The sequence below is a fragment of the Novosphingobium sp. HR1a genome, assembly GCF_015594425.1.
In the GTDB taxonomy this organism is placed as follows: Bacteria; Pseudomonadota; Alphaproteobacteria; order Sphingomonadales; family Sphingomonadaceae; genus Novosphingobium; species Novosphingobium resinovorum_A.
Genome location: NZ_JABXWS010000041.1, coordinates 11,088 through 26,266, shown reverse-complemented (window position 1 = coordinate 26,266; position 15,179 = coordinate 11,088). Strand labels below are relative to the sequence as shown.

At 61.4% G+C, this 15,179-nt stretch carries 13 protein-coding genes; 3 read left to right on the top strand and 10 right to left on the bottom strand.

All coding sequences use genetic code 11. The annotated features are described in order from the left end of the window. Positions 1-58 precede the first annotated feature (58 nt). The gene (locus HWN72_RS09550) at positions 59-505 is read left to right on the top strand and encodes a MarR family winged helix-turn-helix transcriptional regulator (RefSeq protein WP_248005909.1); all 447 of its coding nucleotides are present in this window, start codon (positions 59-61) and stop codon (positions 503-505) included. A gap of 13 nt (positions 506-518) precedes the next feature. On the opposite strand, the gene HWN72_RS09545 is transcribed toward HWN72_RS09550, so the two are convergent. The 10 genes from HWN72_RS09545 to HWN72_RS09500 all read right to left on the bottom strand — a co-directional run bounded on the left by HWN72_RS09545 (position 519) and on the right by HWN72_RS09500 (position 11,643). Continuing rightward, the gene (locus HWN72_RS09545) at positions 519-938 is read right to left on the bottom strand and encodes a BphX family protein (RefSeq protein ID WP_211150147.1); all 420 of its coding nucleotides are present in this window, start codon (positions 936-938) and stop codon (positions 519-521) included. Between the two features lie 26 nt (positions 939-964). Continuing rightward, the gene (locus HWN72_RS09540) at positions 965-1,252 is read right to left on the bottom strand and encodes a DUF1330 domain-containing protein (protein ID WP_211150146.1); all 288 of its coding nucleotides are present in this window, start codon (positions 1,250-1,252) and stop codon (positions 965-967) included. Between the two features lie 54 nt (positions 1,253-1,306). Continuing rightward, entirely contained in the window at positions 1,307-2,629 is a 1,323-nt protein-coding gene (locus HWN72_RS09535; protein ID WP_211150145.1) for an LLM class flavin-dependent oxidoreductase, read from the bottom strand. 38 nt (positions 2,630-2,667) lie between these two features. Further along, entirely contained in the window at positions 2,668-3,735 is a 1,068-nt protein-coding gene (locus HWN72_RS09530) for a tartrate dehydrogenase (RefSeq protein ID WP_211150144.1), read from the bottom strand. Between the two features lie 22 nt (positions 3,736-3,757). After that, positions 3,758-4,771, bottom strand: a complete 1,014-nt coding sequence (locus HWN72_RS09525) for a ketopantoate reductase family protein (protein WP_211150143.1) — start codon at positions 4,769-4,771, stop codon at positions 3,758-3,760. A gap of 20 nt (positions 4,772-4,791) precedes the next feature. After that, entirely contained in the window at positions 4,792-5,754 is a 963-nt protein-coding gene (locus HWN72_RS09520; protein ID WP_211150142.1) for a dihydrodipicolinate synthase family protein, read from the bottom strand. Positions 5,755-5,805: 51 nt separating this feature from the next. After that, on the bottom strand, positions 5,806-8,472 hold the full coding sequence (ppdK, locus tag HWN72_RS09515; RefSeq protein ID WP_211150141.1) for a pyruvate, phosphate dikinase: 2,667 nt from the start codon (positions 8,470-8,472) through the stop codon (positions 5,806-5,808). 106 nt (positions 8,473-8,578) lie between these two features. Then, a complete protein-coding gene (locus HWN72_RS09510) occupies positions 8,579-9,676 on the bottom strand; it encodes an NAD(P)-dependent alcohol dehydrogenase (protein WP_211150140.1) in 1,098 nt (365 codons plus the stop codon). A gap of 36 nt (positions 9,677-9,712) precedes the next feature. Continuing rightward, positions 9,713-10,282, bottom strand: coding sequence for an aromatic-ring-hydroxylating dioxygenase subunit beta (locus HWN72_RS09505; protein WP_007016011.1), 570 nt, complete (start codon positions 10,280-10,282; stop codon positions 9,713-9,715). Beyond that, on the bottom strand, positions 10,279-11,643 hold the full coding sequence (locus HWN72_RS09500; RefSeq protein WP_211150139.1) for an aromatic ring-hydroxylating dioxygenase subunit alpha: 1,365 nt from the start codon (positions 11,641-11,643) through the stop codon (positions 10,279-10,281). The genes HWN72_RS09505 and HWN72_RS09500 overlap by 4 nt, the downstream gene beginning before the upstream one ends. A gap of 129 nt (positions 11,644-11,772) precedes the next feature. Between HWN72_RS09500 and HWN72_RS09495 the strand changes: the two genes are divergently transcribed. After that, positions 11,773-12,732, top strand: coding sequence for a DMT family transporter (locus HWN72_RS09495; protein WP_211150138.1), 960 nt, complete (start codon positions 11,773-11,775; stop codon positions 12,730-12,732). After that, positions 12,729-14,642: an AMP-binding protein gene (locus tag HWN72_RS09490; protein WP_211150137.1), complete on the top strand. Its 1,914-nt coding sequence runs from the start codon at positions 12,729-12,731 to the stop codon at positions 14,640-14,642. The genes HWN72_RS09495 and HWN72_RS09490 overlap by 4 nt, the downstream gene beginning before the upstream one ends. The last annotated feature ends 537 nt before the right edge of the window (positions 14,643-15,179 follow it).

Sequence of the window (15,179 nt, the reverse complement as noted above, 5' to 3'; positions counted from 1 at the left end):
ATTACAGTAAAGTCTTTTCAATCGACCGATCGGCGACTATGCCGCTTGTCCTATGCCGATGAAAATCGACCAGGACAGCTACGTTACAGAAACCGACGAGATCGTCTTTCTCGTCGAGGAAGTTCCGCGCAAGCTGCGCAAGCGGTTCGATGCCTCAACCGCCAAATTCGGCCTCTCCCGCACCCAATGGCGTGCGCTTGCCTATATTTTCCGCTCGCCGGGACTGACCCAGACCGAACTCTCCAAATGTCTCGAACTCGAGCGCGCCAGTGTGGGCCATGTGATAGATCAGCTGGAAAAGGCCCAGTATGTCGAGCGCCGCTCGTTCGAGGGCAATCGCCGAGTTTGGATACTGCATCTGCTGCCACGGGCAATCGAGATACTACCCTCATTGCGGTCGGAGGCTGATGCCATCTACGCCCAATTGCTATCGGGGATCTCGGAGCAGGAATTCCGGACAATCAAGACCTTGCTTCAAACGATGGCCCACAACTTGGAGTGTTAAAAGAATTGAACGGTTAGCTTTGTTGCGACTTGTCCCGGTGCGCCGCGGTCCAGGAGTACCAGGCTCCAAGTACGATCACCGCATGAGCCGCCAGCGTTGTGAAGACGACCCATGCCGCCTCGCCGCTGCACAGAAGGCTGTAGATGTCCCAGGCCGCGCCGACTGCTTCTGTGAGTACGATCACCGGGACCAGCGCGATGTATTTCCACGGCTGCCGCGCGCCCCACAGGGCGACGATACCGATCGCGGCCAGCTGTATCCCGACGATCAGCCAGGCATCGAGCAGCAGGCCGAACACCGGCTTGCCCTGGCCCAGATCGATTCCCGGATAGATCAGGGGCAGTGCCCTCGCATAAACCGGCGGCCAGAGCAGGACCAGATTGCACAGGTACCAGATTCCGCTGGCGATGAGGAAGATGCGCAGGCTTTGCATGGCTCGGTCTCCAGGGACTGCGCCGGTCAGTCGGCGACCGCGAAAATGTCGGACGTTGCGCCGGCGATCCGTGCAGCCTTGAACGGCGCATAGTCGGGGCAGGCCATGAACGCTTGGACATCCGCCATCGCGGGGAAGCGGATGATCACCGTGTAGTGCGGCGCCGCGCCTTCGCCTTCGAAGCGTTCGAACTGGTTGGAACGGCAGATCAGTTCGCCGCCGAACTGCGCAACCATCGGCGGAACATTGGCTTGGTAGTCCGCAACCCAGCCATCGTCGTGTGAGGTGACGGAAGCGATGAAATAGGCGGCCATAGTTGTTTCCTCCGTGTCGTTACCGGTCTGTTCGGCGGCTCCCGGTTCGCCGCGTCAAAAAAATCGGTTGCTGGGGCGCGGCAAACCGAAATGATCGCGCAGGGTGGTTCCTTTGTAGTCCTTGCGGAAAATGCCCCGGCGCTGCAATTCGGGCACGACCAGATCGACGAAATCGTCGAGCCCCTCCGGCAGATAGGGGAACATCACGACGAACCCGTCCGAACCGCGCTCCTCCAGCCATTGCTCCATCTCGTCGGCGATCGAAGCCGGAGTGCCGACGAAGGCGAGCCCGGCATAGCTGCCGGCTTTCGCGGCGAGCTGGCGGATCGTGAGATTGTTCTGCCGGGCTTGCGTGACCAGCATTTCACGAGAAGTCTTGCTGGCGTTGGTATCGGGTATTTCGGGGAGGGGGCCATCGGGGTCGAACCCCGAAACATCGTGACCGAGCATGCCGCACAGCGAGTGAATCCCGCTTTCATAGTGAACCAGGCTGTCCAGGTGAGCGCGCTTGGCCTTGGCCTGCTCAACCGTGTCGCCGACAACGACGAGCGCGGCGGGCAGGATCTTGAGATGATCGGGATTGCGTCCGATCGGGATCATCCGCCCTTTCACATCGGAATAAAAGCTCTTGGCGGCGGCAAGATTCGAAGCGGCGGCAAAGACGACTTCGGCGGTTTCGGCGGCAAGCTGGCGTCCAGGATCCGAGGCCCCAGCCTGGAAGATGACCGGCCAGCCCTGCGGGGGGCGGGCGATGTTGAGCGGACCGAGGACCGAGAAATGCGGCCCTCTGTGATCGAGCACGTGCATCCGCGCGGGATCGAAGTAGATGCCGCTTTCCGCATCGCAGACGAAGGCGTCTTCCGCGAAGCTGTCCCACAGGCCAGTCACGACGTCGTAGAATTCGCGGGCGCGTCCGTAGCGTCCGGAATGATCGGGCTGCACCTCGAACCCGAAATTCTTCGCGCTGTCGGGGTTGGACGTGGTCACGACGTTCCAGCCGGCCCGCCCGCCGCTGATGTGATCGAGTGAGGCAAAGCGGCGCGCGACGTGAAAGGGTTCGTCGAAGGTGGTGGAAGCGGTCGCGACCAGCCCGATCCGTTCAGTCGCGCCGGCCAGCGCCGACAGCAGGGTGAAGGGTTCGAACGAGGTGACGGTGTGGCTGCGGCGCAGCGCCTCGACCGGCATGTTCAGAACACCGAGATGATCGGCCATGAAAAAGGCATCGAACTTGCCCGCCTCGAGCTTGCGGGCGAATTGACGGATCGCGGCGAAGTTGAAATTCGCATCCGGGATTGCCCGGGGGTAGCGCCAGGCGCCGGTATGGATGCTGACCGGCCGCATGAACGCGCCGAGGTGAAGCTGGCGTTGCTGGCTCATGCGTTTCGTTCCTTCAGGTTCGCGAAGACTGCCGGGGATCACCTTCCCGGCAGCTTTTCCAGTATCTGGCGGGTCAGGTCCGCTGTACTGCCGTCGCCACCTAGATCGGGGGTCAGGACCGCTTGCGGATCGAGCAGGACCGCTTCGATCGCGGCCAGCACCATCGCCGCGGCTTCAGCTTCTCCCAGATGGTCGAGCATCATTGCCCCCGACCAGATCTGGCCGATCGGATTGGCAATACCCTGGCCGGCAATGTCCGGGGCCGAACCGTGCACCGGTTCGAACATCGACGGAAAGCGCCGCGGCGGATTGAGATTAGCCGACGGCGCGACCGCTATCGTCCCGGTTACGCCGGGACCGAGATCGGACAGGATGTCGCCGAACAGATTGGATCCGACCACCACGTCGAAGCGTTCGGGTGACATCACGAAGCGGGCCGCCAGAATGTCGATATGGTACTGGTCGGTGGCGATCTCGGGATATTCCGCGCCGATCGCCGCGAAACGCTCGTCCCAGAACGGCATCGAATGGTATAGCCCGTTGGACTTGGTGGCCGAGGTGACGTGCGGCCGGCCAAGCTTGCGCGCGAAATCGAAGGCGTAACGCAGGATCCGGTCGGTGCCGCGGCGGGTGAATACTGCCTGCTGGATGACGATTTCATCCTCTCCGGTGCCGGTGCGGCCGCCGATCCGGGAATATTCGCCTTCCGAATTTTCCCGCACCACCCAGAAGTCGATATCGCCGGTACTCTTGTCGCGCAGCGGCGAGCGAATGCCGGGCAGCAACCGCACCGGCCGGAGATTGACGTATTGATCGAATTCGCGCCGGATCGGCAGCAGCAAGCCCCACAGCGAGACGTGATCGGGCACCCCGGGATAACCGACCGCGCCAAGGAAGATTGCGTCATGATCGGCAAGCCGGGTGAGCCCGTCATCGGGCATCATTTTCCCGGTGGCAAGATAGGTTTCGCAGCTCCAATCGAAGTCGCGAAACTCGAGCGCGAAGCCGCATCGCTGCGCGACCGCCGACAAGACCTGCACCCCGGCGGGCAGAACCTCGCGGCCGATGCCGTCGCCGGGAATATTGGCTATGGTATAGCGGTTCAAGCGGGCTTCCCGTGCCGAAAGGTCAAAGGTAGGTGTTCAGGGTCTTGAGGACCCGGTAAGCCCCCAGGAATGTCGGCGCATCGACGCCGAGGCGTTCGGCGGCCTCGGCGAGCGGTCCCAGAATTTCGTCGACCTCCATGCGCCGTCCTGCCACCAGGTCATCGTGCATCGAGGTCCGCACCGGGCGATTCTCCGGCTTGAACCGGCCGACCATGGCCATCACCCCGGCGAGCGCTTCGTCGAAGCTTTCTCCGTTGATCTCGACGAGCCGTGAGACGGGCGCGAAGAAATTTTGCGGTTCGTACCCCAGCGCATTGTAGATCGCCAGCAGGTCCTTGACGATCAGGACATACTGGGCCGCGCCTTCGCGTACCGCCACACCGTCGATGAAATCGAGCTCTTTGATGCCGCCCAGGGTGCTGGCGCTCCACGATGAAGCACTTCCGACCTGGACCAGTTTTTCCCAATGGACATGGGTGATGTCGGCAGTCGAGCGGGACCCCATCCCGGCTGAGTCGAGCGCCTCGGCCATGGTCCGGGTGCGATCGCTTTCCCTGCCTCCCAGTTCACCGAAATAGGCGGTTACCGGGACGGCCATGTGGTTGAGCGCGCGGCCGGGTTCGAGCAGGGTTGCGCCGTCCATGATCGACCCGCCGATCACCTTGTCCTTGCCGAACGCGGCCTGCAGCCGGCCTTCCTTGCCAACCCCGTTCTGCAAGGTGAGGGCGCAGGCTGTCCGGTCAACCAGCACTGTCGCATCGGCCAGCGCCTGATCGGTGCCCTTCGCCTTGGTCAGCAAGATGTAATAGTCGATCGCGTCCTCGACCTCAGCCGGGGTCTCGACCGCGAACAGGTTGTCGCGCTGCACGAACTGTGCACGCACCCCTTCGATTTGCAGACCGCCCTGACGGATTGCCTCGACATGGGGTTTGCGCGCAATCAGCGTTACCTTGTGTCCGCCGCGGGCCAGGAAGCCGCCGACAACGGAACCAAGACCGCCTGCGCCGTGGATGCAGAAATGCAATTGCTTTGTCATTGGTAGTGTCCTGCGTTCGATCAGGCGATGCCGAGCTCGATGAGCTTGGCTCTGATCTCTTCCTTCTTCTGCGGGGTCACGTCGGCAACCGGCGGCAGGATCGGGCCGGCCTTGAGGCCGATCGCCTCATACCACGCCTTGATGTTCGCCAGTGCCGAAGCATAGGTCGCGGTGCGCGCAATATCCCAGACAAACTGGTCATGGTAATATTCGCGGACATCGTGCAGGCCTTCCCACTTGGTGCGGGCCTCTTCCCATTTGCCCTGGTTGGCGAGGTTGATATAGTCGCGCGCGAGGTGGCGCTTTTTGCCATAGAGCATGAACGACAGTTCGCCCCAGCACACCGTCCCGCCCAGCCGGAGGTCTTCGAGGAAGAAATATTCGAACGGCTCCATGGTGTTGAAGCCTTCGGGCATCAGGCTGCGGATCTTGATCGTCTCGGCGCGGTTAAGCGCACCCTGCTTGACCCCGATCACGGTATCGAGATCGGCCAGGCGGCGCATCAGGTTCCAGCTCAGCACCGTGCCCGAAACCGGGGTGCGGTAGAGGCAGACCGCCATATTGCTGCGATCGGTCAGATACTTGAACCAAGCGAAAATCTCGTCGTCGGTTCGCAGCTGGACGACCGGGTTGATGACCTCGGCGCCGTTGAAACCCAGCTTCTCGACGAACTGCATCTTTTCGAGCGCGAGGTGGACCGACGGGTCGAGGATGATCGTCCACAGGTCGAGCCGCCCGGCGTTGGCCTCGGCGACGATCTCGTGAAAGCGCATCCATTCGGACGGAGTGACGTTCCAGCATTCGGCAATGAAGCCGCCGACAACCAGGCCATCAAGGCCCATTTCGACGTATTTGTCGATGTTGTAGCGGATCCCGTCGATATCGAACTTGTGGTCGGCGGTCATAGGGGTGATCGGGCACTGGTAGAACCCCCGGACTGTCTCGGTGGCCCACTTCTTGGCGTCTTTGCGATCGTAGTCCATGTTAGTATTCCTTCACCCTTTGTCTGGTTGACTTGTTGGCATTGTGCCGAGCTAGGTTGCGGCCAGCGCCGATTGGGCAGCGGCAAGGCGCGCGATCGGAACGCGGAACGGAGAGGCGCTGACATAATCGAGGCCGACCCGGTCGCAGAAAGCGATCGAGGCCGGATCGCCACCGTGTTCACCGCAGATCCCCAGCTTGATGTCGGCGCGCGTCTCACGGCCCAGCCGGGCAGCCATCGCAATCAGCTTGCCGACCCCGTCGACATCGATGCTGACGAACGGATCCTTGGCATAGATGCCCTTGTCGATGTAGCTGCCAAGGAACCGTCCGGCATCGTCCCGGCTGATTCCCAGCGTGGTCTGGGTAAGATCGTTGGTGCCGAACGAGAAGAACTCGCCAACCGCGGCGATTTCGTCCGCCACCAGCGCGGCGCGGGGCAATTCGATCATGGTCCCGACGGTGAATTCAACCGTCAATCCCTGCTCCGCGAAGACCGCTTCCGACACCCCGATCACAGTCTGCTTGAGCATGTCGAGTTCGCGGGCCGTGCCGACGAGGGGGATCATGATTTCCGGCACGACCGGTTGGCCGGTCTCCCGGCTCACCGCGCAGGCCGCTTCGAAGATTGCGCGGGCCTGCATCTCGTAGATTTCCGGATAGACCACGCCCAGGCGGCAGCCGCGGTGGCCGAGCATCGGATTGGACTCGGCCAATTCCTCGGCCCGGCGTCTGAGCTGATCCACGCCGATGCCGACGGCGGCGGACAGCTCGGTGAATTCCGATTCGGAATGGGGAAGAAACTCATGGAGTGGGGGATCGAGCAGCCGCACCGTGACGGGAAGCCCCTGCATGATCTCGAAAATCCGGGCGAAATCGCTACGCTGTTCGGGCAACAACAGATCGAGCGCGACGAGCCGCTCAGCCACATTCGCGGCCAGGATCATCTGGCGCATGAAGTTGATGCGTTCGCCGTCGAAAAACATGTGTTCGGTGCGGCACAGACCGATGCCTTCCGCTCCGAACTGGCGGGCGACTTCGCAATCGGCCGGGGTTTCGGCATTGGTGCGCACATTCATGCGGCGATGCCGATCGGCCCAGGCCATCACCGTCGCAAATTCGCGGTCAAGCTCAGGCATCACGGTTGGCAGGGCGCCCTGGAAAATCTCGCCGGTGCTGCCATCGATCGTGATCAGGTCACCTTCGGCGATGTGCACGCCACCAATCTCCGCTGATCGCGCCTGGTAATCGATCGACAGGCTGGACGCCCCCGAGACGCAAGGGCGCCCCATGCCCCGCGCGACGACCGCCGCATGGCTGGTCATGCCGCCCCTGGCAGTCAGAATTCCGCGAGCGACATGCATGCCATGGATGTCGTCTGGCGAAGTTTCCTGCCGGACCAGGATGACGCTTTCACCCAGTTCGGCGCGCACCGCAGCCGTATCGGCGTCGAACACGACCGCGCCCGATGCAGCCCCCGGCGAAGCCGGAAGCCCCGATCCCAGCAGGGTCCGTGGCGCGTCGGGATCGATCGTGGGATGCAGAAGCTGATCGAGCGAGGCCGGATCGATCCGCCTGATCGCCGCTTCCTCGGCGATCAGGCCTTCCTCGACCATATCGACGGCGATCTTCAGCGCGGCTTTGGCCGTGCGCTTTCCGGAGCGGGTCTGCAGGATATAGAGCTTGCCGCGCTCGACCGTGAATTCGATGTCCTGCATGTCCTGATAGTGCAGCTCGAGCAGCTCGAACAGGCGGGCGAGCTCCGTGAAGACCGCGGGCATCGCCTCTTCCATCGACGGCAGCTTGGCACCGGCGGCCGTGCGGGCTGCGAGCGTCAGATATTGCGGCGTCCGGATCCCGGCGACCACATCCTCGCCCTGGGCGTTGACCAGCCATTCTCCGTAATAGGCCTTGTCCCCGGTTGCCGGATTGCGGGTGAAGGCGACGCCCGTCGCGCTGGTTTCGCCGAGATTGCCGAATACCATCGCCTGGACGTTGACCGCCGTTCCCCATTCGCCAGGGATGCCGTTGAGGCGGCGATAGACCTTGGCGCGATCGGATTCCCAGGATTCGAATACAGCAGCGATTGCGGAAGCAAGCTGCTCGTCGACGTCCTGCGGAAAGGGAGCGCCGCGTTCGGCCTCGACGATGCCGAAGAACTCGCCGATCAAGTCACGAAGATCGGCGGCGCACAGGTCCACGTCCTGCGAGACGCCGCGATCTTCCTTGGCCTTTTCCAGCGCGTCCTCGAACCGCGCGTGATCGATCCCGAGCACAACGCTCGCGTACATCTGGACGAAGCGGCGATAGCTGTCCCAGGCAAACCGCTCGTCGCCAGACGAAGCAGCCAAGCCACGCACCGTTTGGTCGTTGAGGCCCAGGTTGAGGATCGTGTCCATCATGCCCGGCATCGAGACCCGGGCGCCGGAACGAACCGATACCAGCAAGGGATCGCGCCGATCGCCGAACCTCTTGCCCACCGTGCGCTCGATATGGGTCAGCGCCGACCTGACTTCGCCATCGAGGCGCGCGGACTGGCTGTGGCGATCGCGCAGGAAATGAAGGCATTCTTCGGTTGTGATGGTGAAGCCGGGTGGGACAGGCAACCCGATCCGCGCCATCTCGCCGAGATTGGCGCCTTTGCCGCCCACTACCGCCTTGTCGCGGGCGCGCGCGTCATCATGGGCAATGCCGGGGCCGAACGTGTAGACGGTTTTCATTTGCTGCTAGTTTCCCCGCGGAATGTGCCGCTCTTGCCAAACATGTCCCCGGGCATGCCGCGCCTTGCCGCCACACGGGCGGCAAGGCGGCTGGCGAACACGGTCCTTACATCCGGAGGATGGCCTTGATCGCGCTGCCAGTTTTTTCGGTGTCTTCGACAGCCTGGTTGATCTGATCGAAATCGTAGAACGAGCAGAGCTTCTCGAATGGGAACAGGCCGGCCTTCTGCATCGCGATCAGCTGCGGGATGAACACCTGCGGCGTGCTGGAGCCTTCCACTACCCCGCGCAGCTTGCGACCGAACAGGATGTTGTTCATATCAAGCGAAAATTCGGTGCCCAGCTTGGCGCCGCCCACGACTGCGGTTTCCCCCAAGTTGTGGGTGCTTTCGACCGCCGAACGCAGCACTTGCGGGATCGCGGTCGTATCCATCGCATAGTCGGTGCCGCCACCGGTCATCGCAACAATCGCTTCCTGGGCATTGGTGGTCGAAGCGTCGATGACATCCGTTGCGCCGAGTTCGCGGGCGACTTCGAGCCGAGCCGGATTGCGATCGACCGCGATGATCTTGAGACAGCCCGACGACTTGGCGGCCATCAGCGCGCTGAGACCGACCGAGCCGACGCCGAAGATCGCGATCGACGAACCCGGAGCCGGTTGCAGCGAATTGAGGATTGCTCCCGCGCCGGTCTGGATGCCGCAGCCCAGCGGGCCGAGCAATTCGATCTGCGCGTCGTCGGCAACCTTGACGCAATTGTTTTCGCTCGCGATCGAGTAGGTCGCGAACGAGGACTGGCCGAAGAAGCAGGCGTTCACGTCCTCGCCGTTGCGCGTGATCGGGGTCGATCCGTCGAGCCTGCGGCCCATGAAATTGAGCGGGAACAGGCTGGGGCAATAGGCCTGATGCCCCTTGAGGCATGACGGGCAGGTGCCGCAGTAGCTGAACGACAGGACCACCTTGTCACCTGGCTTGACAGTGGAAACCCCGCGTCCGACCTTTTCGACGACGCCCGCGCCCTCGTGGCCGAGTACAGCCGGCAGCGGGGTCGGGTAGTACTGGTCGCGGACAGTCAGGTCGGTGTGACACATGCCCGCCGCAGCAACCTTTACCAGCACCTCACCATCGCGCGGGTCTTCGATCGATACATTATCGAGGACGAATTCTCCGCCTTGACGTTCGATGATAGCGGCGTAGGCTTCCATGCATAATCTCCCGGCTTTGCGCCAAATCGCGCGTTATTAGCAAAAGAAATACAGATTCTTGTCTTGCGTGACTCTCGCATCGAGGATAAGTTTTCGCCGGAAGACCTTGAAACCATTGCCGTCCTGGCGCAACTTGTCTTCACGCCCCAATGTATGCACCGTGACTTCAGTCTGGCGGCGGTTGCGGTAGACAAGGATGTTCGACAGGACGTCCAATTCGCCGTTTTCGGCTTCAAAGGCTTCGACATTCGACACGAAGTACCGGATTTTGGATGGCGGATCCTCCATCCAGACCTGACCTGAATAAAGCCGTTCGACACGCTGCTTGAGCTCTTCGAAGTCGTCGTTGTAAATTGCCGCATCGTCTGGCGTTGGGTCCGGGCGCCGGTCTCTCACGAAGCGCTGTTCGTAAATCGGCATCCAGTAATGGATGTCTTCGGCGACCATTCCGTGCAGCCATTCCCGGTACTGCCCGGTCTGCAACAGTCTGACCTCGGCACGATAGTGCGCTTCGACGGCGTAGTGCACATCCGGCGTCACCGGAACTTGTTCGGTCGACATGTTCTCTCCGTAGTTGTCGATATTTGGACCGGCTCTGGCGATCATTCGGCCGCGTTGAGCTTTTCGTTCCAGAAATTGCGATTCGTGAAGACCGAATCCCAATTGTCGTCGTTTGCCTTCACGCTCGCCCAATCGGGGGCATCGATCATTTCCTTCCAGAACCGGTAGAAGCCCCGGTAGGATGTCTCGCCAATGAAGCTGATGCCGACGATTCCGGGATAAACCGGATGCGGTCCTTCGTAGCCGACGCCCATGGTCGAATTCATCATGCCGTCACGCGTGATCACGCCACGGTTCACGTAGGTTGCCGAAGACATGTTTTCGCCGTCGTCGCTTTCCAGCGTCCCGGCGGTTCCGAATGTTCTCGTCGCTTCGCGCTGTATCGCACTCTTGGTAGCGGGATCGGCATCGCTCGGCACCATGGTATAGGTCCATACTTCAATCTCGTGCGGCCCGCGTGGATGCCAGATTTTGAAGGTGTTGGTGCCATACAGGAACGAGCAATTGGGGAAGATCGCGCCGTTCCAGTGCCCGACATAAAGCCGTTCGCGATCCGCGCCAAACTTGCGGCGCACCTCGCCGCGGGTGTCCTCAAGATATTTGTTCCAGCCGTCGCCCTTTCGGTGGATCGCAGCCGCCGCGTTGTCGATCACCCCAAAGCCATGACCATGCCGGGTCGTGAACTGCAATCCAAGATCGTCGAAGGGAATGTCCGCGCGGTTGCCGGCCAGTCCCGCCAACGGACCACCGATCTGACCAAGCGCCGCCGCATGGGTCCATCCGACATGATATCCGTCGCCGACAAAATTTTCGACCGGCACTTTCCAGTTGCAGTGAAGCAGGCTCTTCATCGGCGGACCGAGCAGTTCCAGCCCAGCGCCCCCTCCTTCCCAGATGGTGTCGAGATAAAAACGGAATTCGCCCAGGTAGTCTTCAAGGCTTGGCGCTTCGGGATCATGGCAACCGAAAATGAAACCCTTGTAGGTTTCGACCCGAACAGACTTCGCCGCCAGCTCTTGCTTATCGAGTTTGTTGTGGTAACAGCGCGACTCGAGTGGGACATCGACCAACGATCCATCCTGCCCGTACACCCAGCCGTGATAATTGCAGACGAACGCCTTGGCGTTACCGCTGTCGGCGTGGCAAATCTGGTTGCCGCGGTGCGTGCACGAATTGATAAAGGCGCGGAAGGTCCCGTCGCTCTGGTGCGAAAGGATGATCTTGTCCTCGGCCATATAAGTCGTGATGAAGTCGCCCGGCTTCGGGAGAAGCGATTTGTGGCCGAGCATCAACCATGCCCGGGAAAAAATCCGCTCTATTTCAAGATCATAAACGTCTCTGTCCCAGAACACCTGACGGGACTGGCTAGCATTGACAGTGTCTACGAGTGTGGTGTCGCCGCTCATGGCTCTCTCCGGTTTTCACGACCTGCGATTGTCTTCGGCAGATTCGTGCATTAGGGGCAATACGATGCACGATATGCAAAAAGCCGATACTGCGCAAGTGGGATTGAGACAGCCGGAACGCTCGTTCTGATGGGTGCTGCCAACGGTTATCCAGGCTGGCGGCATGCCCCGCGTTACCTGTGGAATTCACCATTCTTGCTGCTTTCGCTTGCTTCGCTGTTCTGGGCCTTGAACCCCATCGTCGGCCGGGCGGCGCGCGACTTGCTTTCTCCCCTGTCGCTGGCCTTTTGGCGTTGGGTGGTCGCGTTGCTGTTCGTTCTGCCCTTTGCCTGGCGGCACGTCGTGGCCGATCGTCGGTTCCTGCGCGAGTCCTGGCGCCTGCTGGCGGTGCTGGGCGTGTTCGGCGTGGGGGTGTTCGCCTTTATCGTTTACTGGAGCCTGCAACTCACCACAGCCACCAACAGCCTGCTGCTGCAATCGACGATGCCGATCATGACTCTGGTCATGCCGAGCATTCTGTTCGGGGAGCGGATCAGACCGCTGCTGGTTTCCAGTGCGGGGCTGTCTTTTACCGGAGTCGTCTGGATAGTGACCAGAGGGCAGCCTTTCGCGTTGCATCTTGGCGGGCTCAACCATGGCGACTTGCTCGCCCTGACCGGGGTCTTCCTTTACTCGGCCTACGCGACGTTCTTGCGCAAGGTGCCCGCCATACACCACATCAGTCTGCTCGCGGTGCTGTTCGCGGTCGGCATGGGAACGCTGGCTGTACCTTACCTGGTCAGCCTGGCCGATAGCGGGGTCGCCACGCCACAAATTGAAGTGATTGGCGCGGTGCTCTATGTCGGCATCTTTCCCTCGCTGATTGCCTATGCGTTCTTCAACCGCGCGGTAGTCCTGATCGGTTCAGTAAGAGCCGGCGTCTACATGAACCTGCCCACAGTGTTCGGTGTTTTTCTGGCGGTGCTGCTGTTGGGAGAGAGACTTGAAACCTATCACATGGTCGGAGCGGCCATTGTGGTGGCCGCGATATTCGTTTCGCGCCGAGTAGCGGCGGGGCAGACAGAAAAGTGGGGAGAGCGGAAACCATGAGTGATGAGACCGGGGCGGTGGCCTACGATGGCGCAGTGCGGTGGGCTGCGGGGCGCCCTGACCAATTCTGGCTCGAGGCCGCAAAGGCGATCGACTGGGTCGAAAATCCGCCGCGCGCCCACGACCAAAGCATGGGCTGGTTTCCCGAAGGCATCCTGAACACATGCCACAATTGCCTCGACCGGCATGTCCAGGCCGGACGCGGCGATGCGCTGGCGCTTGCCTATGACAGCCCGGTAACCGGAACCATCCGCCATTACACCTACCGCGAACTGCTGTACGAAACCGAACGTACGGCGGCGATGCTGGCGAGCCTCGGCGCGGAAAAGGGGGATCGGGTAATACTCTACATGCCGATGATCCCCGAGACGGTTTTCGCGATGCTGGCTTGCGCGCGGCTCGGTGTGATCCATTCCGTTGTGTTCGGCGGGTTCGCCCCACCCGAACTGGCCAAGCGGATCGACGATGCCACCCCCAAACTGGTGCTCACCGCTTCGTGCGGAATCGAGGGCAGCCGCACCATTGCCTACAAGCCGTTGGTCGACGAAGCGCTGGTCCTTGCCGCCCACTCGGTCGAGCATGTCGTCCTGGTCCAGCGCGAACAGCTAACCGCGGACTTGATGCCCGTCCGAGACATTGACTGGCACGATCTGCAGCGCCGGACCGCGGATCAGCCGGTGCCTCCGTGCGTTCCTCTAGCCTCCGGCGAGCCGCTCTACATCCTCTACACCTCGGGCACCACCGGAACGCCCAAAGGGGTGGTGCGCGACAATGGCGGACACGCCGTGGCCCTGGCCTGGTCGATGGCCAACATTTACGGCATCGGGGCAGGGGACACGTTTTGGGCAGCCTCGGACGTCGGTTGGGTGGTGGGGCATAGCTACATCGTCTATGGCCCGCTGCTAGTTGGGGCCACGACCGTACTGTTCGAAGGCAAGCCCGTCGGCACACCCGATCCCGGCACCTTTTGGCGAACCATCGTGCGGCATAAAGTCAAGAGTTTCTTCACTGCGCCGACCGCCATCCGGGCGATCCGCAAGGAAGATCCCGATGCCCGGTTCCTGAAGGAGATTGGCACCGGAGCGTGCCGCGCGGTGTTTCTGGCCGGAGAACGCGCGGACCCGGAAACGATCGCGTGGCTGGAGCGGTTAAGCGGTTTGCCGGTGATCGATCACTGGTGGCAGACCGAGCTTGGCTGGCCGGCCATCGCTTCATGCTTCGCGATGGGGGACCTGCGCCGCAAGCCTGGCAGCGCTGGCTTTCCGGTGCCTGGTTACCAGTTCGCCATCCTCGATGACGATGGACTTGCTCTGCCCGACGGGGCAAGCGGCAATGTCGTTATCGAAACCCCGCTGCCGCCCGGCACCTTCCGTTCGCTGTGGAACAATGACGCGACGTTCGTCCGGAATTTCGAAACGTTCCCTGGATACTACGAAACCGGTGATGCAGGCTTCCGCGACAGGGACGGCTTCGTGCACATCATGGGGCGAACCGACGACATCATCAACATCGCTGGTCATCGACTTTCGACCGGACAGATGGAAGAAATCGTGGCTCGACAGCCGGGGGTCGCCGAATGCGCCGTTGTCGGTGCGCACGATGACCTCAAAGGTATGGTGCCGGTTGCCTTCGTCACCCCGCAAGCCGGCTATGCGACGGACAAGAGCCTTGTCGAGCGCTCAGTCCTTTCCGTGCGCAGCGAACTGGGGGCTATCGCGGCGCTGAAGGCAGTTCTGGTCGTCGAACAATTGCCCAAGACCCGTTCTGGCAAGATCTTGCGTAGCCTGCTCCGTAAGATCGTTAACCGCGAACCCTTCGATATCCCCGCGACAATTGACGAGCCAGAAACGCCGGCCAAGATTGCGGCGGTTTATCGGGAAGAATTGGGACTTAACAACCATCATCTATAAAATCCCGGTATGTGATTGACCTGTATTGATATTCTTCGACCTTTTAAGGTTTTAGTCCGACAAGGCCATCGTCAGCGGGCGATTACAGGAGTTCCAGCCAAGGTCAGGTTCAGGTAAAAAATGTTCTGGAAGATGGCAGGGGGATTTGATGATACGACCGGTTTTGATGCATTTGCGGGCCATTATTCGTCGAGATCGAACGCCAGATACGCTTTCCTTGCAGTGGCGGTCGTCACCCCTAGCTTGATGGCTGCCGTTATCACCGACAGCTGCCTCATCGGCGTCGATTCCAAACGCTTCTAGGGCTGATCTGTGATTTGTGATCGCTGGCGGTTTGTCCCTTGAGGGTTCCAAACGGTCTGTCCGCACTCGCCGGCCGAAGGGCTGGTGGTGCTGTATCGGGCCTCACAAGGCCGGACGTTGCATTGACTCGAAGCGAGGTTGGAAGCCCATGTGGCAACCTTCGCAGTTCGTCCGTCCCTGCGTTCCCTCGCGGGCACCGCCATCGGGTCAGCTCGAGAGCGTCACCACTGGGCA

Excerpts from the sequence above, each read along its gene's own strand:
- HWN72_RS09550 (WP_248005909.1), top strand. The coding sequence starts at position 59 with ATGAAAATCGACCAGGACAGCTACGTTACAGAAACCGACGAGATCGTC.
- HWN72_RS09545 (WP_211150147.1), bottom strand. The coding sequence starts at position 938 with ATGCAAAGCCTGCGCATCTTCCTCATCGCCAGCGGAATCTGGTACCTG.
- HWN72_RS09540 (WP_211150146.1), bottom strand. The coding sequence starts at position 1,252 with ATGGCCGCCTATTTCATCGCTTCCGTCACCTCACACGACGATGGCTGG.
- HWN72_RS09535 (WP_211150145.1), bottom strand. The coding sequence starts at position 2,629 with ATGAGCCAGCAACGCCAGCTTCACCTCGGCGCGTTCATGCGGCCGGTC.
- HWN72_RS09525 (WP_211150143.1), bottom strand. The coding sequence starts at position 4,771 with ATGACAAAGCAATTGCATTTCTGCATCCACGGCGCAGGCGGTCTTGGT.
- HWN72_RS09520 (WP_211150142.1), bottom strand. The coding sequence starts at position 5,754 with ATGGACTACGATCGCAAAGACGCCAAGAAGTGGGCCACCGAGACAGTC.
- ppdK (WP_211150141.1), bottom strand. The coding sequence starts at position 8,472 with ATGAAAACCGTCTACACGTTCGGCCCCGGCATTGCCCATGATGACGCG.
- HWN72_RS09510 (WP_211150140.1), bottom strand. The coding sequence starts at position 9,676 with ATGGAAGCCTACGCCGCTATCATCGAACGTCAAGGCGGAGAATTCGTC.
- HWN72_RS09505 (WP_007016011.1), bottom strand. The coding sequence starts at position 10,282 with ATGATCGCCAGAGCCGGTCCAAATATCGACAACTACGGAGAGAACATG.
- HWN72_RS09500 (WP_211150139.1), bottom strand. The coding sequence starts at position 11,643 with ATGAGCGGCGACACCACACTCGTAGACACTGTCAATGCTAGCCAGTCC.
- HWN72_RS09495 (WP_211150138.1), top strand. The coding sequence starts at position 11,773 with ATGGGTGCTGCCAACGGTTATCCAGGCTGGCGGCATGCCCCGCGTTAC.
- HWN72_RS09490 (WP_211150137.1), top strand. The coding sequence starts at position 12,729 with ATGAGTGATGAGACCGGGGCGGTGGCCTACGATGGCGCAGTGCGGTGG.